Genomic DNA, 21,931 nt, shown 5'->3' with positions numbered 1-21,931 from the left:
AACCTCTGGATCGCAGCACCCTGCCCTAGGGGGGAACGATCATCGCGGTGAACGCGATGGTACGAAGAAGCCGCCGCTCAGTATTCTCGTCCGACGCCCGATACGGCGTGCCGTCAAGTTCCTATAGACGTATGATGGAGTCTAGTTATGAACGGTTTGTCTCTTTACAGGGCCCGGCCCGCCGTAACGGTGTGCCCGGAGGGGGCTAGGTGCGCAAGTTCACGCTTTCGCCGCTGACCGTGCTGCCCTGCTCGCCCCTGGATCTGATCGGCGCGGCCGAATCGGCCGGATATGACGGGGTCGGTCTGAGGCTCATCCCGACGATGTCGACCGACATCGATGTCATGGCCGACGCCCCCCTGCAGGATGCGATCCGCGGGCGACTGGCTGACTCGCCGCTGGAGGTTTTCGACATTGAGGTCGTTCGGGCTGGTCCCTCTCTCGACCTGCCCGCATTGGATGCGGCCATGACGTTCGCCTCCGGCCTCGGCGCGTCGTGGTTCGCGACCACATCCGCATCGCTCGAGGAATACGGGAGCGATGGGGAGACGGCGCTGGTCGCTTCTCTCAAGCAGATGTGCGGCGTGGCCTCGGCGCACGGCATGGGTGTGATGCTCGAGTTCATGGCATTCCGAGGATTGACGACCCTGTCCGACTCTCTTCGTGTGGTCTCTGCGGTAGGTGCCGAGAACCTCCGGATCACCCTCGACGCGTTGCACTTCTTCCGATCAGGAGGACAGGTCGACGACCTCGCGGGCCTCCCCGACACAACATTCGCCTGCGTCCAGCTGTGCGATGCGCCCGCGGAGTCGCCCGGTCCCGCGGCGCTGGCCGCTGAGGCGCGAAGTGGACGCCTGTACCCCGGCCAGGGCGGCTTGCCATTGCGCGCCCTTCTTGCCGAACTGCCTGACGACGTGGTGGCCGCGGTGGAGGTCCCGAACAAGGCCGATGCTCATCTCGGCATCCTGGAACGGGCGCGGGCCGGGCTCCGCGCCGCAAGGTCCGTCGAGGACCACATCATGAGGAGGGGAAAGTGACCGACAGGACGTACGAGAATCTCTATATCGCCGGCAAGTGGGTTTCGCCGTCGTCATCCGAGCGCTACGAGGTGGTCTCGCCCGCGTCGGAGGAGACGATCGGGAGGTTGCCGCTTGCAGCCAAGGAGGATGTGGATCGCGCGGTTGCAGCGGCACGAGAAGCGTTCGACCGCGGGCCTTGGCCCCGTATGTCGCCCGCCGAGCGCATCGAAGTGGTGCGTAAGCTCGGGAGTCTGTACGAGAAGGAAGAGGACGCATTCGTTCAGACCATCACTGATGAGATGGGCTGTCCCATCACGCAGTCGCACTGGATGCAGTTCGGGGTCCCGTTGGCGATGTTCGAGGCTTATGCGCAGGTGGCGGAAAGCTTCCCCTTCGAGACGGAACGCCGCTACGGTGCAAGTCGAGCCCTGGTGACACGCGAACCGGTGGGTGTTGTTGCCGCAGTCGTTCCCTGGAACGTGCCGCAGATGACGGCTATCCAGAAGGTAGCCCCCGCGTTGCTGGCCGGATGCTCCGTCATCCTGAAGACCTCGCCCGAGACGTCGCTGGACTCGTACATCCTCGCGGATCTCATCACACAAGCAGGGATCCCTGAAGGTGTCGTGAGTATTCTTCCGGCCGATCGAGCCGTCAGTGAGTATCTGGTGACGCGTCCCGATGTAGACAAGGTGACGTTTACGGGCTCCACCATGGCAGGCCGCCGAATCGCGAGCCTGTGTGGTAATGACCTTCGTCGCGTGACGCTCGAGCTCGGAGGCAAATCGGCAGCGATCTTCCTGGAGGACGCCGACTTCGAGAGTGGAATTGAGACTCTTCGCAGGCAGTCTCTCCGCAACAGCGGACAGATCTGCAGTCTGAAGACGCGGTTGGTCGTGCCTCGCAGTCGCCACGAGGAATTCGTTGACGGTCTGATCGGCCTGATGGATAGTATGCCCGTCGGTGACCCGACCGACCCGGAGACGCAGATCGGCCCAATGGTCACGTCGACGCATCGTGAGCGGGTCGAGGGATACCTCCAGTCCGGCAAGGACGAGGGAGCGGTCGTCGTACGCGGCGGGGGTCGTCCAGCGAACCTGAAAAGAGGATGGTTCGTCGAGCCAACGATCTTCACCGGCGTAACCTCCCAGATGCGGATCGCGCAGGAGGAGATCTTCGGCCCAGCCCTTGCGGTGTTCTCGTACGACACCGAAGCGGAGGCGATTGCGATCGCGAACGACTCGCACTATGGCTTGAACGGGGCCGTCTACACACGTGACTTGGCCCACGGGTTCGACGTCGCCGCTCGGCTCCGCACAGGGGTCGTCGAACTGAACGGAAACACGATCGGACTGACGGCTCCGGCGGGGGGGTTCAAGTCGAGCGGCATCGGACGGGAAGCCGGACCGGAAGGGCTTGCAGGTTACACCGAGCTCAAGTCGATCGGCCTTCCTGCAGAGTTCGAACACGCGGCAAAGTTCGAGGACAGCGCCGCCTGATCCGCTCAGACGCGACTACGCCGACGCTCGCGTCGGGAGCGCACCCACGCCAACGGCTGATGCGTCCTTATATGCGAAAACGTCTGCGAGAATGGGTAGGGGGCGATACGGATGTCGCTTTCGACGGCGTCTCGCAAATCGACTGTCCTCTCAGACGCGCATCGTCTGCATTGCTGGCGCTGAGGACGTCGCGTCATCGGATCACGAAGGAGTTGTGGAATGACCACGGAGGCAGTCGAACGGCCAGTCGCCGGCGAGCATCGAACGGTCGCGCGAGTCATGGCCATACTCGAATTCGTCGTCGTGAACGATCAGCGCGGTGCCCGGCTCGGGGATCTGGCGGAGCACGTCGATGCGCCGAAGTCATCCGTGCACGGCCTTGTGAAGGGCTTGCTCACGACGGGCTACCTTCGCGAGGCGGGGGGTCGCTATCACGTAGGACCCGCGATCTCGAGCCTCGTCGTATCCGAGGAGGTTCTCGTTGCTGCTTCCTACCGCAACGCCCTGGAGGAACTGTCTGAGCGGTGGGGAGAGACGGCGATACTCTCCAAGCTTGTCGGGGACAGTACCGTTCATCTTGAGATCGTGGAGCCGAAGGATGCACTGATTCGTGCCGCACCGATGCCTCGCACTCGTCTTTCGCTGTGGCCGAGAAGCTCGGGCAAGTGTTTTCTCGCCTACATGGACGAGAAGCGCCTGGACGCGTACTTCCGACGTCAGAGGCTGGATGCCGAAACAATATCGACCATGCGAGGAGAACTCGCCGAGGTGCGCAAGACCGGAGTCGCGGTGAACGCCGGGGGAAACACCGGGATCGAGATGGCGGTGTCCAGCCCGATCGTGAACAGGACCGGCGATGTGATCTTCGCGATCACGCTAGCCGGCGTTGCATCGAGGATGGTCGATCGCCTCCCCGAGATCAAGGCGGATGTCAAGGCGGCGGCCGAGGCGCTCTCGCAGAACGCCGGTTAGGACGGGTCATCCCTCCTCATCCGGCTCGGCGGCGAGTCCCGCTACCCTAGCCGCGGTGTGATCTTGACCCTTTTTATCCAACATGACGTCTGGGTCCGGTTCGGGCGTGCAGGTGCTCGCGCGGCGGGTCCGAGAACTGGCTGCGCTTGGGTCCATCGACTGCGGGTCTCCCTTGCGCCGTGCACCTTCCGCGCGGGCCGCGGCCGGTGAACGGTGCGCCGGGATTCGAGCGAAGCGCGATCTCGACGAGCCCGCAGACCGTAGCGCATGCCGCACTTGACCGCGTCGCCAAATTCGTACTATCGTACAAGCATTCAGAATGCTGATCGATTCAGCCGCATTCGCGACGACCGCCGAGGGAGCGCACATGATCACTGTCTTCAGCACGACGGACGGCTCGCCCAGCCAGAGAGCCTCCGGGACGTACACGGGTGAGCTGTGGCGCGACGCGCCTACGACGGATGAACACGGCGTCACGGTCGGGAACGTATTCTTCACGCCTTGCGCGCGAACCCATTGGCACAGTCATCCCGGCGGCCAGCTTCTGATCATCGAGCATGGTGAGGGATTCGTCGGTGACCGGGAACGAGCCACCCGAGTCGTCGCCGGCGACATCGTATGGACCCCGCCGAACGTCGAGCATTGGCACGGGGCTACAAGCGAGCGATCGATGATGCACACCGCCGTGACCTTCGGCGGGGTTTCGTGGGGAGATGCCGTCTCCGACAACCAATACGCGGCCGGGAACGAAGCAGACCCCAGCCGCGCCTAGGCCGGCTCAAGCGCAATTGATTCGATTGCGTCGGGTGTACCCGCGCAGTCTGGAGGAGTGATCGAATGGATAGTTTTCCGTCTACCGTGACGATGAGCGTTCAATCAGCTGCGGAGCTCGCCACGAGGAGCCTGCAATCGCTCGGCTACGACCGAGAACAGGCGGGCATCGTTGCCGATCACCTGGTCGACGCCGCGATGTGCGGATATGGCTTCGCCGGGCTGCCGCGAATCTTGGCAATCGCCGAGGAGCGACCGCGATGGCCAAACCCCGGTGAGATCACGGTGGTTCGGGAGACGCCGGTGTCAGCCATGCTCGATGGAGCAGCGAACATCGGATACCTCGTTGCGCGAAGAAGCGCTGACATCGCGGCTGAGAAGGCGAAGGCGTCCGGGGTTGCCGTCGTCGGGGCCTTCAACACGTACTTCAGTGGGAGGTGCGCCTACTACGTCGAACGTATCGCTCGGCAGGGGCTGGCGGCCATCCACTTCACTAGCGCCTTTCCCGTGGTTGTGCCGCTCGGTGGCCTCCAACCGCGTCTCGGGACGAACCCGGTCTCCGTCGCGATACCGAAGGCTCCCGACCCATTCATCCTTGACTTCGCCACCGCGGCGACCACGCACGGCGATGTCCTGCTCAGCCGAACCCTGAATCTGCCCCTCGATGAGAATGTTGCCGTGGATGCGAAGGGCCGGCCGACGCGCGACCCGGCTGCCGCACTGGAAGGTGGCATCCTTCCTTTCGGTGGTCACAAGGGGTTCGGCCTCTCGCTAGCGGTCCAGCTTTTCGGTCTGATGGCAGGCGCCGACCTGGGGCGTGGGCAGCTCGCCGATACGGCGTTCTTCTTCCTGGCGTTCGACCCCGGCCTGCTCCGTTCGCCCGATGAGCTCGGCGACGTCATGAAGGAGTATCTGGATTCCGTCCGGAGCACTCCGACGGTCGAGGGATCGCCAGCCATCAGAATTCCGTCGGAGGCGGCATATGCACGACGTGAGGCGAGTAAGCGCGAGGGCATCGAGATCGACTCGAAGATCATCGCGCAACTCGAGCGCTTGGCCGGAACGACCGTCCACTGAGCGTCGACTCGGCCAGCACGACTGATTGTGGAGTGGCACCCTACGAGCGGTCCAGGATCCTGATGGCGTTGGCGGGGCGTGTCACCACGAGAATTTGGAGGATGCATTGACTGTCATGGTGACGGGCACAGGGTTCATCGGCAGCTACATCGTGCGGGACCTGCTGGCTGCCGGTGAGGAAGTCGTGCTTTACGGCCGATTCGGCGGGCCCGGAGGGCCCCCAACCCTCGATCTGCCGGACCTGGGCTTCACCGATGCACTCATTGGTGGCGGACTGCTCGATCGCGCCACCGTCATCGTGGGTGACATCACGGACTTCGAGGCTGTGACTGGTGCGGTTCAGGGCGCTGGAGTGACCCGGATCGTGCATCTGGCGTCGATCATGACGTCCGCCGCAACCCTTCATCCGGGCGCTTCCATACGAGTCAATTCCGAAGGCACGGCCAATGTGTTCGAAGCGGCCGCTCGGGCGTCAGTCGAAAAGGTTGTGTGGGCCAGCTCCATCGGTGTCTATGGCCCTCGTTCCGTCGGGCCGGAGGGAACCGTGAGCGACGAGAGCCCCTACGACCCGCGGAACCTCTATGGAGCCACGAAGGTCGTGGGTGAGCAGCTCGCCCGGATGTACGCACTCGACCGCGGGGTCGATATCACGGGTTTGAGGCCCGGCCGCGTCTACGGGTATGGCGAGCACGTCAAAGCACTCCGTGGGAGCGGCAGCTCGTGGTTGTTCAACTTGATGTATCAGCCCGCGATCGAGTCAGGGGAGCGGGTTGTCGTGCCCTACACTGAACGATCACTCGACTTCCACTATGTCGAAGACGTTTCTAGCGCCTTCGTGCGCGCGCTGGACGAGCACGCCGCGGCCGGCGACACGTACCTGACCAGCGGGGACTACCGTCCCCTGGCTGAGGCGTGCGACTACGTGCGATCTCTGGTCCCGGGAGCAAAAATCACGGCAGAAGTCGGACCCGTCGGCTTGCCTGCCTCCCACTCCACCATCTGGAGCTACCAGTTCGACGCCGGTCGAGCTGAAAAGGAGCTCGGGATCCGCAGTCGATTCTCGATGGAGGACGGCGTCCTTCGAACGATGAATATGTATCGCAGCGCGGCTGGCCTGGCCGAGCTGTCCCCTGCATAAGAGAAGTCCTTCGGTCGGACCGCGCCCATGCCTGCTTCGGCCGGGCCGAGCCCATGCCTGCCTCGGGCGGCAGCAGTCTCGGGCTGATCCCCGGGGGAGTGCGCACCGGGGAGGGCCGAGAACACCCTTCGGCGCGCCCCGTGTCGACCGGCGTCCAGCATGACAACCCGACGGGTTTTCCTGCTGGCGGAAAGCCTTGACACCCCGTTCTGTTCATTATACGCTACAGCCGTGCGCATTTCGGGACGGAACCACGGCTGAGAGCCTCGCTCATTCCGGCCTGGAGCACATTCGACGATTGGATGGTTGGGTAGCTCGTGACGACAGAAAAGTACAGCGATGCTCACGCTCGACGCGTGATCACGGGAGTGGACGGAAACGGTCGGTCGGTGATCGAGGTCGACTCGAATACACCCCACCGACTTGTCACGCCGGGGAACACCAAGAACGACATCTGGCGCGTTACTCAGCTGCCTGTCGCGTTCTCAGATGGCGACGGCTGCGAGGAGATCCTTGCGAAGCCCCCGAAGACCGGTCTGCTCGTGCGTTCCGTCACGTTTCCGCCAGACGCGGAGTGGGATCGTTCGCTCGGGTACTTCGACCAGAGCGGGCCACTGTCGCAGGGAGATGACGAAGGGATTCCGGGCCTTCACGCGACCGAGTCGGTCGACATCATCACCGTGATCTCAGGCGAGCTCTGGTGCGTCATGCAGGAAGGCGAAGTCGTCCTGCACCCCGGCGACACACTCGTGCAGCGAGGAACGAAACACTCGTGGAGCAACAGGCGCCCCGAGCCGGCCACCATCATCTCCGTGATGCTCGGCGCCGATTAGCGCCCAATCCGCTTAACCCGACGGCTCAGTGCCACCACGCTCTGGCCACCTCCCCACTCAAAATCCTCGAGGAAGAGGAAATGCGCCAATCCGATGAAGGATCGGCGCGGAAAGGTCGATAGATCGATGGTCAGCGCAACGCCAGCCACAGTCTTGGCACGGGGTGAGGCAATCCACGTCGACGACGTCAGCGTGGAGTACGTCACCAAGAAGAGCGGAACCGTCAGGGCCCTCGATCACGTCTCCATCGCGGTCGAGCGGGGGGAGTTCGTCGCCCTGGTCGGACCCTCCGGATGCGGCAAGTCGACGCTGTTGCGCCTCGTTGCCGCTCTGGAGGAGCCCACGTCGGGAAGCATCGCCGTCGGCGGCGAGAAGCCCGGACGGATCGTGGCTCAACATCGCCTCGGCGTCGGGTTCCAGGACAGCGCGCTCCTGCCCTGGCTCACGGTCACGAAGAACCTTGAACTGCCCTTCCGGCTCGCCAAGAGGCCGGTCGACCGCGCGAGGATCAGCGAGTTCATCGATCTCGTCGGCCTCACGGGCTTCGAACAGGCCAAGCCGCGACAGCTGTCTGGCGGCATGAAGCAGCGAGTCTCGCTCGCGCGGGCACTCATCATGGAGCCGTCGGTCTTACTTCTGGACGAGCCGTTCGGTGCCCTGGATGCCGTGACGCGGCGGCGGATGAACGACGAGTTGCAGCGGATCTGGACCGAACGATCCGTCACAACGCTTCTCGTCACGCACGATGTGGACGAAGCGGTGTACCTGGCTGACCGCGTGATCGCCCTCACTGGTCGGCCGGGACACGTGGACTCCGTGCACAATGTCCCCTTCGAACGCCCGCACACGGTGGACCTGCGCCGTGAGCCTGCGTTCCACGAGCTCGTGGATACCATCACCGCGACGCTCAACCAGCCTGCGGTCGCGGCGGGAAAGACCACCCGATGAGTGGGCAGAGCTTCAGCCCGAACCCCCGGTTGATAGAGGTCTCGGCTTCGCCGCGAGTCAACCCGCGGGTGCTAGGACTGCTCGGAGTTGGCATTCTTCTCGTGCTTTACGAACTGGTGGCGCGATCGGGGATCTTCGGCAACGCGCTACTCCCGATCGGATCGATCGTGGCTGCCTGGACGGACCCGGTCATCCTCGCTGTGCTGGGGCGCAACTTCCCTACTACTCTGGGCGCCGCCGTGGTCGGGTACATCCTCGGGACCTTGTTCGGTGTCTCGCTCGCCCTCCTCGCGCGGTACATCGGATGGAGTCGCCGCTTGTTGCAGCGAGTGGCCGTTCTCACGTGGGTCATTCCCATGGTGGCTCTAGGGCCGTTGCTCATGCTCACGCTCGATGCATCAGTGGTCCCGACGGTCATATCCGCCTGGTTCGTGTTCTTCTGGGTCTTCGTGCCCACGCTGAGCGGCCTGCAGGTGAGCTTCGGTGCGCAGGCCGACTTCTTCCGTATCTCCGGGTCACGCGGTTTCCCGACCTTCACTCACCTTCAATTGCCGACGGCTCTGCCGTATTTCGCCGATGGCTTGCGGCTCGCGGCTCCGGCCGCCGTGATGGGGGCGGTGTTCGGGGAGTGGTTCGGCATCACCCGGGGAATCGGCGTCGTCATCCTCTCCTCGATGCAGAACGCCCAGGTCCAATTGATGTGGGTCGCGGCCACGGCCGTCACAGCAGTGGCGATCGGAGCGTCGATCCTTCTCACGCTACTGCAGCGATTCTTGCATGGGAGGTACGGCGAATGACCGCTCTTGACGGAAGCACGTCGACCATCCGCACCGCCGCGATCCGATCCAATCGTGCCTTTCGGCTGCGAGGCATCCGTCGATGGCTGCCCGAGCTGGTCATCATCCTCGGAATCTTCGGCGTCTGGACCCTTGTGACGACCGTTGGCAATATCAATCCGAGCGTGGTCCCGCCTCCGTGGGCCGTGGTGCAATACATGGCCGCGAACCCTGAAATCTTCGTGGGAGCGACCGCGCTGACCGCAGGGACCGTCTTCGCCGGAATAGCGCTGGGAATGGTCGCGGGCATCCTGCTCGCCGTCATGTCATGGTGGAGTCCTGTCCTCGCAGGCATCGCCGGGCCGGCAGCTGATGCATTGCGTGCGATCCCGATCGTGGTGCTCATTCCGATCACCGCGCGGGCGCTCGGGTACGGCGTCACGACCTCGATTGCCGTCACCGCCCTGCTGTGCAGCTTCCCGACTTTCGTCATGTTGAAGACGGCGCTGAACTCCGCGCCCAAGGCACGCTATGACCTCTTCGCGACGTTCGGTGCGAGGAAATCTCAGTTCCTCTGGCAGGCCGCCTTTCCCGGATCGCTGAGAAGCCTGGCGGTGGCGTTGCAACTCTGCGCCGTTCTCGCGGCGAGCGCGGCAACCCTCACCGAGTACGTCACAGGGACCGGCGGCCTGGGGCGACTCATCGGAATCGCGCGCTTTGCTCCGAACGGCACGTACATCAACTGGGCCGTCGCGATGATCGCGACGACCCTCGCATACCTCCTGTACCTGGGCACGCAGTGGCTCATCGACAGGACCTCAACTGTCGTCACCGCGTGAGCCGCAGACCCGCTGCGTTCTCACCCTCAATCCTCGCGAAAGGATAACAATGTCAAAATCTCTAACTAGGCACGTGCGCGCCATCGTCGTCGCCGCGGGAATCGCCGCCGTGCTCAGCATCACCGCTGGGTGCAGTTCCGCTCTCACATCGGGAAGCGGCGGAAGTGCGACGGCCGCAAATGAGGACGAAGCGACGCAGAGTGGCGCCGTCTCCCCTCTCACCGTTGCGTTCGGATGGATCGCGAATGCTCACTACGCACCGTTCTACGTGAGCAAAGATGACGGCTTCTTCGAAGATCACGGGCTCAATGTGAACTTCATCCCGTCGGGTCTGAACGCGCCGACCGCCTCCCAGCAGGTGGTGACCGGCAATGCTCAGGTCGGAGTGGCGTCGAAGTTCTCCGACGTGATCCAGGCGAACGCCGATGGGGCGGATCTCGTGGTCTTGGGCTGCGGCTTCCAGCGTCAGGTGCAGTCTGTCATCACACCCAAGGGGCACCCGGTCAAGAAGCTGCAGGACCTGGTCGGACTGAAGATCGGTCACCAGTCTCCCACCGATCGAATCGTCTTTGAGGGCATGGCCAAGAAGGAGGGACTCACCCTCGATCTCGTCCAGGTGGGCACCGACCCCACGGTCCTCAAGGACGGGACTGTCGACGCGTACATCGGCTACGCCGCGAACGCGGCGGTGGCGCTTCAGCTGGGCGGCTTCCCCGTCGATACGACGCTCGTCGGCGACCTCGGCTGGCATGACTACGGCGACTGCCTCATCGTCAGCCGCGATTACCTCAAACAGAACCGGGAACTCCTGGTGGGATTCCTCGCCGCGCTCACGCAAGGGTACGAGGCAGACGTCGCAGATCCCAAACCAGGGGCGAAAGCAGCCGTCGACAATTACGGCGCCGACATGGGGCTCAACTTGGACGCCGAGCTCGCCGGACAGAAGTTCTACATCGAGGCGATGCAGAGCGATTATGCGGACAAGCATGGATTGATGTCGATGGATCTCGAATATGTCAAAGACACGGTCTATCCGTTCCTGTCCGAGTACCTCGGTTACAAGCCGGAGCAGCTTCCCGAGCCAGACACATACATCGACCTCAGCCTCCTGAAGGATGCGCAGGAGTCCCTCCCCAAGTAGGCGTCGCTCGACGCGATAGCCGGAGTCCCCAGTTCCGCCTCCATGAGGTGAGCTGGGGACTCCGCGCCGTTGCGCTCGTGCGCGCGTCGAGACCCGGCGCAAGGGTGGAGTCCGGCACACCAGCCTCGATGGATGCGGCTGCCCGGCTTGACGAACGGTCTGCTGGCGGAGTAGCTTCATGTTGGCAAATGGGAATGGCGGTTCACAAATACGAACGGTGTGATCCCGCGGTGAGTGAAGGCAGGGTTGCGGTACTCACTCCCACTAACCCACACAATCCGCCTAAGGAAGGCAACTATGGGACAGATCACCGTCGCTCGGGCAATCGCGCGGCTTCTCGAGCAGATGGGCACGGAAGTGGCCTTCGGACTCAACGGACACGGCAACTGGGCGTTCCTCGATGCGCTGGTGCACGAGACGAACATCCGCAGCGTTGCGGCCCGGAGCGAGGACCACGCCATCGAGCTCGCCGATGGGTACTGGCGGCGCACGCGCAAGCCCCCCCTGCCTGTCGTCTCCACGAGCGTCGGCCCCGGCAACCTGAACACCATCCCGCCGCTCGCAGTCTCCTACTACGAATCCGTCGCCATGCTCGTCGTCGTCGGCGTGGGCGCCACTCACTGGTTCGACCGTGGCGGGATCGAGGAGTTCTACCGGGACGGACCCGAGGACTTCGTCGGCCTCGCGCGACCCATCGTCAAGAAGTCCGCCATGGTGACGCGCCCCGATCAGGCGATCGACATGTTCCTTCGCGCCTACCAGGCCGCCCACACCGGTCGTCCCGGGCCCGTCGTCCTCGCCATTCCCTTCGACATTCAGAACACGCTGATCCCGGACGACCTGCCGGACCCGACGCCGTACATGATGCATCGCCCGCCGGCACCGGACCCGAGCGGTATCAGCCAGGCGATCGAGCTCATCAAGTCCGCCAAGCGACCCATCGCCGTCGTCGGAAGCGGCATTGCCAACTCGAACGCCTGGGATGAGCTGGTGGAATTCGCCGAAGCGACCGGGATCCCGGTCGCAGCGACCCCGTCGGGCAAGGCGGCCTTCCCGGAGGACCACCGTCTCTCCCTCGGCTGCATAGGCCGAGCGGGAACCGGTCAGGGCAACTACGGCTCGCGCAATGCCGACGTCGTGATCGGGATCGGGACGCACTTCACGGACATCGACACGGGTGCGTGGACGCTCTTCGACATCCCGACCAACACCAAGCTGATCCATATCGACATCGACCCGACCGAGCTGGGCCGTGCATACCCGACAGAGGTCGCTCTGACGTCGGATGCCAGGCTCGGACTGATCGCCCTGACGGAGGCGGCGCGCGAATCGGGTGTGGAGGAGCAGACCGCCTGGATCGCGGATCTCGATTCGAAGCGTGCCGAGTGGCTGGCCGAGACGGACGAGATGCGGACCTCCGATATCTCACCCCTGCACTATGCACGAGTGACATACGACACCTCACAGGTCGTCGCGGAGAAGTTCCCGGATGCCTCGATCCATTTCGACACTGGGCACCTGCTGAGCTTCGGCCCGGCGTTCCTGCCGGCATCCTCGCGCCACGTCGTTCACTCGGGCTTCATGCACCGGATGGGTTGGAGCGCCGCTTCGGTGATCGGGGCGAGCCTCGCGGATGGCGATAAGCCGGCCATCGCTCTGCTGGGCGACGGCGCGTTCCTGATGCGCGCCACGGTCGTTCCCACTGCCGTGGAGCTCGGCCTCCCGATTGTCTGGATCGTCATGGACAACCGCTCCCTCCAAGTCGAGCGTGAGACCATGCTGCGCGTCTACGGACGCGAGTCGATGTGCGACTACCGCAAGGTCGGCGAGGAGGAGCTCTGGGGCCCGGACTTCCCGGCCATGGCGGAGGCCATGGGTGCGGTCGGAGTACGTGTCTCGAAAGCCGAAGAATTCAAGCCGGCGCTCGAGGCGGCGATCGATTCTCGCAAGCCGACGCTGATCAGTGTGGACACGGAGCTGCTGACGCCGCAGTACCGGGCCATCTGGTACCCCTACCCGAGCAACTTCCACGAGACGTGGAAGGCCGGCCCCCTCGGCGTTGAGGAGATGCCCTCGCTGCCCGGAGATGAAGATGGTCAGTGATCTGGGCCTGAGGGATCCTTCACTTCGCCGCGAGGCTTGCCTTGTCGGTGGGGAGTGGATCGGCGCCGACTCCGGAGAGACTGTCGCGGTGCTGAACCCCGCGACCGGGCAGGCCGTGGGCACTGTCCCCTTCTTCGGGCAAACGGAGACGCGTCGTGCCGTGGAGGCCGCACACGCCGCATTCGGCCCTTGGCGTGCGATCCTCGCAAAAGACCGCGGGCGCCTGCTGCGGCGGTGGTTCGACTTGGTGATCGAGAACCAGGAGGACCTGGCCCGACTGCTCACGCAAGAACAGGGCAAGCCTTTCAAGGAGGCGCTGTCTGAGATCGTCAACGGCGCCCAGTTCATCGAATGGTTCGCGGAGGAGTCGCGCCGCGCGTACGGCGACACCATCCCGACGCCGGCGGACGACCGCCGCATCGTCGTGATCAAACAGCCAGTCGGCGTTTGTGCCGCCATCACGCCGTGGAACTTCCCGAACACGATCATCACCCGGAAAGTGGCGGCGGCGCTCGCGGCAGGTTGCACCATGGTTGTCCGACCGGCGACGGAGACCCCCTACAGCGCGCTCGCGCTCGCTGACCTCGCCCTGCGAGCGGGAATCCCCGCGGGGGTGTTCAACGTCATCACAGGTGCATCGCGCGAGATGGGCAAGGAGTTGACCTCCAACCCCGCGGTGCGAAAGCTGTCGTTCACCGGGTCGACCGGCGTGGGGAAGCTTCTGATGGAGCAGAGCGCCAGCACGGTGAAGAAGTTGGCGCTCGAATTGGGCGGGAATGCGCCCTTCATCGTGTTCGACGATGCTGACGTCGATGCGGCCGTCGAGGGGGCTGTGGCCTCGAAGTTCCGCAACTCGGGACAGGCGTGCGTAGGGACGAACCGCTTCTACATTCACGAGGACGTCTACGACGAGTTCGCGGAGAAGCTCGTCGCAAAGGTCGAGGAACTCAGGATCGGAAACGGTCTCGACGCGGATGTCACGATGGGTCCGTTGATCAACAAGTCGGCGGTCGATCAGGTGATCGAGTTCATCGACGACGCAGTGGACAAGGGTGCCAAGGTGCTCACCGGCGGCGGACGTCCTGACCCCGAAGGCGCCTTCCTCGAGCCCACCGTACTGGGCGACGTCAGTCGCAAGTCACGGCTGACCCGCGAAGAAGTGTTCGGTCCTGTCGCCCCGCTGATTCGCTTCCGCGAGGAAGCGGACGTCATCGCGGCCGCGAACGACACCGAATTTGGTTTGGCGGCGTACTTCTACAGCCGCGACATCGCCCGGGTGTGGCGTGTGTCGGAACAGATCGAGTCCGGAATGGTCGGGTCCAACGTCGGGCTGATGGCCAATGAAGCTGTCCCATTCGGTGGCATCAAAGAGTCCGGCGTCGGACGGGAAGGATCACACTACGGCCTCGATGACTACCTCGAGGTCAAGTACTTGTGCATGGGCGGGATGGGCTCCGGCCCCCGGTGAAGGGAGTGCCACCGTGCATGAAGCGGTGATCGTGGAAGCTGTTCGGACGCCCATCGGGCGGCGAGGAAAGGCTCTGGCCGATGTCCACCCGGTGGATCTATCCGCGGGGGTGCTCAACGCGCTGCTCGAGCGGACGAGCCTCGCTCCGGAGCTGGTCGACGACGTCCTGTGGGGCTGCGTCACTCAGCTGGGGGACCAGTCCGGGAACGTGGGCCGGTTCGCACTGCTGGCTGCGGGCTGGCCCGAGTCGATCCCGGGAGTGACCATCAACCGCGCGTGTGGCTCGAGCCAACAGGCCATCGAGTTCGCCGCAATGGGCGTCATGTCGGGTCGATACGACCTCGTCGTGGCGGGCGGAGTCGAGTCGATGAGTCGAGTGCCTCTCGGGGCGACGCGTGCCGTCGGAGAGCCCTACGGGCCTGGCATGAAGATCCGGTACGACGCCGAAGCGTTCGACCAAGGGCCCGGCGCCGAGATGATGGCGAAGCGCTGGAATCTGAGCAGGGAGCGGCTCGACGAGTTCGCCCTGAGCTCGCATGCGAAGGCCGCCTCCGCCACCGACTCCGGGGCGTTCGACCAGCAGCTCATCAACATCCCGCAAGTGCCAGACATGGCGGTCGACGAGGGAATTCGCCGTGACTCCTCCCTCGAGGCCCTCGCTGGCCTGAAACCCGCGTTCGACGAGGACGGCGTGGTCACGGCCGGCAACTCGTCGCAGATCTCCGATGGCTCGGCCGGCGTGATCGTGACCACCCCCGAGAGAGCCGCGGAGCTGGGCCTCACTCCCATCGTCCGCTTGCACAGCGGAGTCGCAGTCGGTGACGACCCCAAGATGGTGCTCTCCGCACCCATTCCCGCCACCGCGAAGCTGCTCAAGCAGAGCGGCATCGGGATCTCGGATATCGGTGCCTTCGAAGTGAACGAGGCCTTCGCAACCGTTCCACTGGCGTGGCTCGACGAGACGGGAGCGGACCCCGCCCGGCTCAACCCGCTCGGCGGTGCTATCGCAGTCGGGCACCCATTGGGGGCCTCCGGGGCGATTCTGATGACGCGCCTCGTCCATCACATGCGTGACAACGGCATTCGGTACGGCCTACAGGCGATCTGCGAGGCGGGGGGGACTGCCAATGCGTCGATCCTCGAGCTCGTCTCCTAGCGACGTCCTCTGAAGGGAACTCAGCATGCATCTTGACGGAACATCCGTCCTCGTCACCGGGGGCGCCTCCGGTCTCGGGTTGGCTACAGCGGAGGCTCTACTCGAGCGCGGTGCCTTCGTAACGATCGTCGACATGGACCAAGCGAGCGGCACCGCTGCTGCCGAGAAGCTCGGCGACCGTGCAGGGTTCGCGGTCGCCAACATCCTGGATGATGAGCAGGTCTCGGCGGCGCTCGACCTGGCCGAAACGCGGGGACCGCTTCGCGGCACAGTTCACTGCGCGGGTCGAGGCGGTGACCGCTTGCGTATCGTCGACAAGGAGGGCGCTCCCGGCGACCTGGAGAGCTTCAAGAACGTCGTCTCGGTCAATCTCATCGGGACCTACAACGTGTTGCGCCTTGCCGCTGCACGCATGGGCAAGAATGAGCCTCTCGACGGCGATCGCGGTTCGATCGTGCTCACGGCCTCGGTCGCGGCATTCGATGGCCAGATCGGGCAGGCCGCGTACACCTCATCAAAAGCGGCAGTGCATGGGCTGACGCTGGTAGCGGCGCGTGACCTCGCGAGCCGTGGCATCCGGGTGAATACGATCGCCCCGGGAACGTTCGATACGCCGATGCTCGCGAGACTCCGCACGGACATTCGAGAGGGCCTCGCCGCAGCCGTCCCCCATCCCTCCCGCCTGGGCAACCCCCGCGACTACGCGCATCTGGCTGTCGCCCTCCTGGAGAACGAGTACATCAACGCCGAGACCATTCGACTGGATGGTGCGATCCGGATGCCGCCGCGCTGACGCGAGCATCCGTTCAGACACAGATAAGGAGAGGCAAGCGTGGACTTCGAGCTGACCTCAGAACAGAAGGAATTCCGCGACTTCGTGCGCACGTTCGCGCAACGGGAGCTGGCGGAAGGCGCGCACGAGCGCGCGCACAGCAGCGAGTATCCCTGGGATGTCGCGAAGAAGATGGCCGAGACCGGGCTGATCGGGCTGACGGTCGACGAGGCCGACGGCGGCGGCGGCGGCACCCTCATGGACGCCGTCATCGCCATCGAGCAGATCGCCGCGGTCTGTCCTCGCAGCGCTGACGTCATCCAGGCCGGCAACTTCGGCGCGCTCCGGGTGCTCGCCAACTTCGCGACGGTCGACCAGAAGGAGCGCTTCCTGAAGCCCCTCCTCGAGGGCGACGGACTCATCTGCGTCGCCATGACGGAGCCCGATGCCGGTTCTGCCGTCACGGAGCTGACGACGACAGCCACGCCGGACGGCGACGGGTTCCGCATCAACGGCACCAAGATCTTCACGACGCATGGCCTGCACGCCTCCGTCTTCCTGACCTATGTCCGTTTCGGCCCGGGTGCGAACGGCATCGGCTCGGTGCTCATCGAGCGCGGCGCGGAGGGCCTGAGCTTCGGTGCGCCCGCCCGGTTCATGGGGGGAGAGGACTGGAACCCGATCTTCTTCGACAACGTCTACATTCCGGCCGAGAACGTTCTTCTCGGGGAAGGCGGCTTCAAGCAGCAGATCAGCGGCTTCAACGTCGAGCGAATCGGTAATAGCGCGCGCGCTCTTGCGCTCGGTCGCTACTCCTACGAGATCGCTAAGGAGCACGCACTGACGCGCAAGCAGTTCGGTCGCCCGCTTGCCGAGTTCCAGGGCCTGCAGTGGAAATTCGCCGAGATGAAGATCAAGCTCGACGCCGCCCAGCTCCTCCTCTATCGCGCCGCGGTGAATGCCGACACCGGGTTCCCGTCGGCCGAGGAGACGGCCATCGCGAAGGTGATCTGCAACAGGAACGGATTCGACGTCACCAACGAGGCCCTGCAGGTCCTCGGCGGCATGGGCTATAGCGATGAGCTGCTCGTCGAGTACTGCCTTCGACGCACCCGCGGATGGATGATCGCCGGGGGCACGATTGAGATGCTGCTGAACCGCATCGCCGAGACGGTGTTCGAGCGCCGCTTTTCCCAGCGCACCTGAAAGGACTGATGGTGGAACCCCGCACCAGCCCCGCATCCATCGGTGAACGCCGCGTCTTCGATGCGCTCTTCGCCCCGCGGACGATCGCCCTCGTCGGAGCATCGAGTGATGCCACGAAGCACACCGCACGTCCGCAGCGCTCGTTGCGTCACCACGGCTACGAGGGGACCATAGTCCCCATCAATCCGCATAGGGACGTGATCTTCGGCGAGCCGGCGTTCCCTTCCGTTACGGCCTACCCCGATGAGATCGACCACGCCTTCATCATGGTTCCGGGTCGGGCCGTGGCTGCGGTCATAGACGATTGCATCGAGAAGGGCGTGCCAGTCGCCACCATCTACGCCGACGGGTTCGCCGAGTCGGGGCCTGAGGGCAAGGCCGCTCAGGACGCCATCGTGGAGCGTGCTCGAGCCGGCGGACTTCGCCTTCTGGGGCCGAACTGCAGCGGAATCCTGAGTACGGAGCCCTCCTGCGCTCTTTCCGTCAACGCCGCGATCGAGCAGCTACCGATCAAGTCCGGATCTCTCGCGATCATCTCCCAGTCGGGAAGCATGACCGGCGGTCTGCTCTCCCGCGGCCTTGGACGTGGGGTGGGCTTCTCGAAGGTCGTTTCGATCGGCAATGAGAGCGATCTCGCCGTCGGCGAACTCACCGACTGGCTCGTCGATGATCCGCAGACCGAGACGATCCTGCTCTTCCTCGAGACTATTCGCGACGCGCCCCGGCTCGCCGTCGCCGCACGTCGCGCCGTCGATGCCGGCAAGTCGGTCGTTGCCTACAAGCTCGGCCGTTCCGATCTGGGGCGAACCCTCGCCGCTTCGCACACGGGCGCCATGGCCGGCTCCGCCGAGGTTTCCGACGCGTTCTTCCGCGCGCACGGCATCATTCGGATCGACAACATCGAGACCATGTTCGAGCTACCTGCGATGATCTCGGGTCATCGTCCGTCCCCCTCCCACCGCGTCGCGGTGATGTCGACGACGGGAGGCGGCGCCGCGACAGTCGTCGATCGGTTGGGGTCGTTCGGGGTCGACATCGTCGCGCCACCCGCCGAGCTCGTGACCTCACTCGCGGACCGTGGTGTGACGATCCCGAGCGGGCCGCTCACAGACCTCACTCATGCCGGTACTCGCGCGGATGTCTATGGGGCCGTCATCGACGAGCTGGCCGCGTCCGACCACTGTGACCTCGTCCTGGCCATCGCGGGCAGCTCCGCCCAATTCCAGCCGGAGATCTCCGCAGGGCCGATCGTCCAGGCATCCCGATTCGGAAAGCCTCTCGCAGGCTTCTTCGCACCGCATGCGCCAGATGCGCTGGAAACTTTGACCGATGCCGGGGTTGCTGGATTCCGCACGCCGGAGGCATGCGCGGATGCCATCCGTGCATGGACCGCGTGGGTCGAACCGGCGAAGCTCGAGTTCGACGCTGGAACGGACATGAGCGCCGTTCATGAGTTGCTGTCCGGCTTCGGAGCCACAGGCCCCAATGAGGCGCAGGCCGCCGAGGTCTTCGCGGCTCTCGGCATCGGCACCGCGCGCACAACCGTCATCCGCCCGGACCATGCAGCGACGCTGAAGGGCCGTGGGCTTGAATACCCGGTCGCTGCCAAAGTGCTTTCCGCCGACATTGCGCACAAGACCGAGGCAGGCGGCGTGGTGCTCGGGATCGCGAACGAAGCCGAGCTCGAGGCCGCGGTCGAGCGAATCAGGGAGCAGGTGTCTGCCTCGCACCCGAGCGCGGTAATCGAAGGCGTTCTCGTGCAGGAGATGGTGAAAGGTCTGATAGAGGTCATCCTCGGGTTCCGCCGGGACCCCGAGGTCGGACCCGTCGTCCTGCTGGGCGCCGGCGGCGTGCTCGCCGAGATCTCCCGTGACATCTCGGTGCGCGTGGCACCCGTCTCGTTCGCGGAAGCAGAGCTCATGATCGGCGAGGTCAAGGCGCTGACCGGAGTACGTGGCTACCGAGGTCTTCCGCGGGGCGACATCGCTGGGCTTGCAAACGCCATCGTGTCCATGTCACAGCTCGCGCACAGTGAGACGCCAGGCGTCAGTGAAGCAGAGATCAACCCCCTCCTCGTGCGCGGGGAGGGGGAGGGTGTCATCGCTGTAGACGGGCTCATCGTCGCGAACCCTGCTCCGTAATCCTCCTCCCAACAGATCAAGCCCGTGAAGGAAACCTCGATGACTCATGAAACGAGAGCCGCAGAACGAGCCGCGGCACTTTCCACGGAGATTGTCCACGTAGAGGAGAGTGCTCCGGGCGTGATTCGCGTGACGATCAACCGTCCGGAACGCCGAAACGCACTGAATATCGAGGTGAAGGACCGCGTTGCGGCGGCTGTCAGCGAGCTGGAACAGCATCCCTCAGTGCGCGCGTTCGTGATCACCGGTGCCGGCGGGGCTTTCGTCGCCGGTTCTGACGTCTCTGAGATGGCCGACCTCACTCCGGTGGAGCACACACTTCGCGTGACCGATCGCATGTTCAGCGCCCTGCGCGACTGCTCGAAGCCGCTCATCGCGGCCGTGGAGGGCTACGCACTGGGTGGTGGATGCGAACTCGCGCTCTGCTGCGACATGATCGTCGCATCAGAGACGGCGCGCTTCGGCCAGCCGGAGATACTCCTTGGTGTTATTCCCGGCGCCGGCGGTACCCAGCGGTTGCTTCGCGCAGTCGGCCGGTATCAGGCGATGCGGATGCTGCTGACGGGGGCCCGCATCTCCGCTACGGAGGCGCACACGATCGGGCTAGTTTCGGAGATCGTAGCAGACGGTGACGCGCTGAAGCGGGCGGATGAGATTGCCGAGGATGTCGCGCGGATGCCTCAGCTTGCGGTTGCGGCGATCAAGGAGGTTGTCAGATACGGCGCTGACGTGCCACTGGACACCGCGCTCCTCCTTGAACGTCGGGCATTCCAGGTGCTGTTCGACTCGCAAGACCAGAAGGAGGGAATGCGCGCCTTCCTTGAGAAGCGGCCGCCCGTCTACGAAGGTCGTTGAAGCGCTTCGCCCGTCCCCACGCGAACGCATGACCGGGCGAAGTGCTTCGATATCGGATCAGCTGGAGATACTTCTTGCTGCCGCGAGCATGTCGCAGCAATGGCTTCTACGTTGTCTTCCATGTGTTACCAAGGCCCGGCCACGGCCAGCGTCGTGGTAACCGGAGCATTGCCGTTGATGATGGGCACCGCGATTCCGGTGTGCTCGGCGACGGACTGACCGATGTTGAGCCCTACGTGGGTCTCTCGAGTCTTTGCAACCTCGGCGCCCACGGAGTCCCCGACGAGGGTTCCCAACATGGTCGTCTCACCCCACTTGGCCGCGAGGTCGCTGAGGACTTCAGCCTTCAGGAGCGGTGCGGCGTCATGCGCGTTATACTCAAATAAGTATAGCCGTTCGGCATCTAGTATGAGCCGGGGATTGTGAGCGCACGCGTATGAAGATCGTTGTCCTGGTCAAGGAAGTCCCGGACACTTACGGGGATCGCAAGCTCGACCTCGAGACGGGACTCGCCGATCGCGCCGCGAGCGAAGCCGTCATGGACGAGACCTGCGAGCGAGCCCTCGAAGTGGCACTCAGCTACGCCGACAAGAACCCGGGCGCGGAGGTCGTCGTCCTCTCGGTGGCACCCGCGTCGGCCTCCGCGACGGTGCGTCGAGGCCTCGCCATGGGCGCTGCGTCCGCCGTGCAGGTCGTCGACGACGGCCTCCTCGGGGCGGATCACGTCCTCACGGCCGAGGTGCTCGCCGCGGCGCTTCAGCGGATCGGCTTCGACCTGGTGATCGGTGGCAACCTCTCGACGGACGGAGCCGGCGGAGTCATCCCCGCGATGATCGGGGAGCTGCTCGGCGTCCCGAGTGCGACGTGGCTCAACTCGGTCGAGATTGCCGACGGCTCCGTCGCGGGCGAGCGGGCGTCGGACGGAGGCACGATGCGCGTCTCGGCGCCGTTGCCGGCCGTCATCTCGATCACGGAGGCGCTGCCGGATGCGCGGTTCCCCAACTTCAAGGGGATCATGGCGGCGAAGAAGAAGCCGTTCGAGACCCTGTCGCTCGCGGACCTCTCGATCGAGGCGGAGGACCACAGCGCCGCACACTCGATCGTCATCGCGCTGACCGAGAAGCCGCCGCGTGCGGCCGGGGTCAAGATCGTCGACGAGGGCGACGCGGGCGAGAAGCTCGCCGAGTTCCTCGCCCAGAACCGGCTCGCGTGAGGAAGAA

At 64.6% G+C, this 21,931-nt stretch carries 19 protein-coding genes; all 19 read left to right on the top strand.

The genetic code is table 11. The features are described from left to right. Positions 1 to 209: 209 nt before the first annotated feature. The 19 genes from ACSBPH_RS04590 to ACSBPH_RS04500 all read left to right on the top strand — a co-directional run bounded on the left by ACSBPH_RS04590 (position 210) and on the right by ACSBPH_RS04500 (position 21,924). Positions 210 to 1,037, top strand: coding sequence for a sugar phosphate isomerase/epimerase family protein (locus tag ACSBPH_RS04590; RefSeq protein ID WP_442576419.1), 828 nt, complete (start codon positions 210 to 212; stop codon positions 1,035 to 1,037). Further along, positions 1,034 to 2,515, top strand: coding sequence for an aldehyde dehydrogenase (locus ACSBPH_RS04585; protein WP_442576418.1), 1,482 nt, complete (start codon positions 1,034 to 1,036; stop codon positions 2,513 to 2,515). The genes ACSBPH_RS04590 and ACSBPH_RS04585 overlap by 4 nt, the downstream gene beginning before the upstream one ends. A gap of 219 nt (positions 2,516 to 2,734) precedes the next feature. Next, complete coding sequence (locus tag ACSBPH_RS04580; RefSeq protein WP_442576417.1) at positions 2,735 to 3,487, top strand: IclR family transcriptional regulator; 753 nt, start codon at positions 2,735 to 2,737, stop codon at positions 3,485 to 3,487. A 319-nt stretch (positions 3,488 to 3,806) separates the two neighbouring features. After that, entirely contained in the window at positions 3,807 to 4,259 is a 453-nt protein-coding gene (locus ACSBPH_RS04575; protein WP_442576416.1) for a cupin domain-containing protein, read from the top strand. A 92-nt stretch (positions 4,260 to 4,351) separates the two neighbouring features. Then, positions 4,352 to 5,335 carry an Ldh family oxidoreductase gene (locus tag ACSBPH_RS04570; protein WP_442577244.1) on the top strand — a complete coding sequence of 328 codons (984 nt, stop codon included), beginning with the start codon at positions 4,352 to 4,354 and terminating at the stop codon, positions 5,333 to 5,335. Between the two features lie 115 nt (positions 5,336 to 5,450). Then, positions 5,451 to 6,473 (top strand): NAD-dependent epimerase/dehydratase family protein, encoded by a 1,023-nt coding sequence (locus tag ACSBPH_RS04565; RefSeq protein WP_442576415.1) that lies wholly within the window; start codon positions 5,451 to 5,453, stop codon positions 6,471 to 6,473. Positions 6,474 to 6,829: 356 nt separating this feature from the next. Further along, complete coding sequence (locus ACSBPH_RS04560; RefSeq protein WP_442576414.1) at positions 6,830 to 7,306, top strand: cupin domain-containing protein; 477 nt, start codon at positions 6,830 to 6,832, stop codon at positions 7,304 to 7,306. A gap of 192 nt (positions 7,307 to 7,498) precedes the next feature. Further along, entirely contained in the window at positions 7,499 to 8,254 is a 756-nt protein-coding gene (locus ACSBPH_RS04555; protein WP_442576413.1) for an ABC transporter ATP-binding protein, read from the top strand. Continuing rightward, positions 8,251 to 9,051, top strand: a complete 801-nt coding sequence (locus ACSBPH_RS04550) for an ABC transporter permease (RefSeq protein WP_442576412.1) — start codon at positions 8,251 to 8,253, stop codon at positions 9,049 to 9,051. The genes ACSBPH_RS04555 and ACSBPH_RS04550 overlap by 4 nt, the downstream gene beginning before the upstream one ends. Beyond that, positions 9,048 to 9,869 (top strand): ABC transporter permease, encoded by an 822-nt coding sequence (locus ACSBPH_RS04545; protein ID WP_442576411.1) that lies wholly within the window; start codon positions 9,048 to 9,050, stop codon positions 9,867 to 9,869. Before ACSBPH_RS04550 ends, ACSBPH_RS04545 begins: the two co-directional genes overlap by 4 nt. 73 nt (positions 9,870 to 9,942) lie before the next feature. Beyond that, on the top strand, positions 9,943 to 11,010 hold the full coding sequence (locus tag ACSBPH_RS04540; protein ID WP_442576410.1) for an ABC transporter substrate-binding protein: 1,068 nt from the start codon (positions 9,943 to 9,945) through the stop codon (positions 11,008 to 11,010). Between the two features lie 246 nt (positions 11,011 to 11,256). Continuing rightward, positions 11,257 to 13,113, top strand: a complete 1,857-nt coding sequence (locus ACSBPH_RS04535) for a thiamine pyrophosphate-binding protein (RefSeq protein WP_442576409.1) — start codon at positions 11,257 to 11,259, stop codon at positions 13,111 to 13,113. Continuing rightward, the gene (locus ACSBPH_RS04530) at positions 13,103 to 14,581 is read left to right on the top strand and encodes an NAD-dependent succinate-semialdehyde dehydrogenase (protein WP_442576408.1); all 1,479 of its coding nucleotides are present in this window, start codon (positions 13,103 to 13,105) and stop codon (positions 14,579 to 14,581) included. The genes ACSBPH_RS04535 and ACSBPH_RS04530 overlap by 11 nt, the downstream gene beginning before the upstream one ends. Before the next feature lie 13 nt (positions 14,582 to 14,594). Continuing rightward, positions 14,595 to 15,737: a thiolase family protein gene (locus ACSBPH_RS04525; protein WP_442576407.1), complete on the top strand. Its 1,143-nt coding sequence runs from the start codon at positions 14,595 to 14,597 to the stop codon at positions 15,735 to 15,737. 25 nt (positions 15,738 to 15,762) lie between these two features. Further along, positions 15,763 to 16,530 carry an SDR family NAD(P)-dependent oxidoreductase gene (locus ACSBPH_RS04520; protein ID WP_442576406.1) on the top strand — a complete coding sequence of 256 codons (768 nt, stop codon included), beginning with the start codon at positions 15,763 to 15,765 and terminating at the stop codon, positions 16,528 to 16,530. A gap of 39 nt (positions 16,531 to 16,569) precedes the next feature. After that, positions 16,570 to 17,715 (top strand): acyl-CoA dehydrogenase family protein, encoded by a 1,146-nt coding sequence (locus ACSBPH_RS04515; protein WP_442576405.1) that lies wholly within the window; start codon positions 16,570 to 16,572, stop codon positions 17,713 to 17,715. Positions 17,716 to 17,726: 11 nt separating this feature from the next. Beyond that, positions 17,727 to 19,856 carry an acetate--CoA ligase family protein gene (locus tag ACSBPH_RS04510; protein WP_442576404.1) on the top strand — a complete coding sequence of 710 codons (2,130 nt, stop codon included), beginning with the start codon at positions 17,727 to 17,729 and terminating at the stop codon, positions 19,854 to 19,856. Between the two features lie 39 nt (positions 19,857 to 19,895). Beyond that, positions 19,896 to 20,711, top strand: a complete 816-nt coding sequence (locus ACSBPH_RS04505) for an enoyl-CoA hydratase-related protein (RefSeq protein WP_442576403.1) — start codon at positions 19,896 to 19,898, stop codon at positions 20,709 to 20,711. A gap of 436 nt (positions 20,712 to 21,147) precedes the next feature. Then, on the top strand, positions 21,148 to 21,924 hold the full coding sequence (locus tag ACSBPH_RS04500; protein WP_442576402.1) for an electron transfer flavoprotein subunit beta/FixA family protein: 777 nt from the start codon (positions 21,148 to 21,150) through the stop codon (positions 21,922 to 21,924). The last annotated feature ends 7 nt before the right edge of the window (positions 21,925 to 21,931 follow it).

This window comes from Microbacterium sp. F51-2R (genome assembly GCF_052180235.1).
Classification (GTDB): domain Bacteria; phylum Actinomycetota; class Actinomycetes; order Actinomycetales; family Microbacteriaceae; genus Microbacterium.
Note: the sequence above shows the minus strand (reverse complement) of the source record. Positions and strands in the feature narration are given on the sequence as shown.

Bases quoted from the DNA above. Each gene is read 5' to 3' on its own strand.
- ACSBPH_RS04550 (WP_442576412.1), top strand. From the start codon at position 8,251: ATGAGTGGGCAGAGCTTCAGCCCGAACCCCCGGTTGATAGAGGTCTCG.
- ACSBPH_RS04520 (WP_442576406.1), top strand. From the start codon at position 15,763: ATGCATCTTGACGGAACATCCGTCCTCGTCACCGGGGGCGCCTCCGGT.
- ACSBPH_RS04565 (WP_442576415.1), top strand. From the start codon at position 5,451: ATGGTGACGGGCACAGGGTTCATCGGCAGCTACATCGTGCGGGACCTG.
- ACSBPH_RS04500 (WP_442576402.1), top strand. From the start codon at position 21,148: ATGAAGATCGTTGTCCTGGTCAAGGAAGTCCCGGACACTTACGGGGAT.
- ACSBPH_RS04580 (WP_442576417.1), top strand. From the start codon at position 2,735: ATGACCACGGAGGCAGTCGAACGGCCAGTCGCCGGCGAGCATCGAACG.
- ACSBPH_RS04505 (WP_442576403.1), top strand. From the start codon at position 19,896: ATGACTCATGAAACGAGAGCCGCAGAACGAGCCGCGGCACTTTCCACG.
- ACSBPH_RS04570 (WP_442577244.1), top strand. From the start codon at position 4,352: ATGAGCGTTCAATCAGCTGCGGAGCTCGCCACGAGGAGCCTGCAATCG.
- ACSBPH_RS04575 (WP_442576416.1), top strand. From the start codon at position 3,807: ATGCTGATCGATTCAGCCGCATTCGCGACGACCGCCGAGGGAGCGCAC.
- ACSBPH_RS04530 (WP_442576408.1), top strand. From the start codon at position 13,103: ATGGTCAGTGATCTGGGCCTGAGGGATCCTTCACTTCGCCGCGAGGCT.
- ACSBPH_RS04545 (WP_442576411.1), top strand. From the start codon at position 9,048: ATGACCGCTCTTGACGGAAGCACGTCGACCATCCGCACCGCCGCGATC.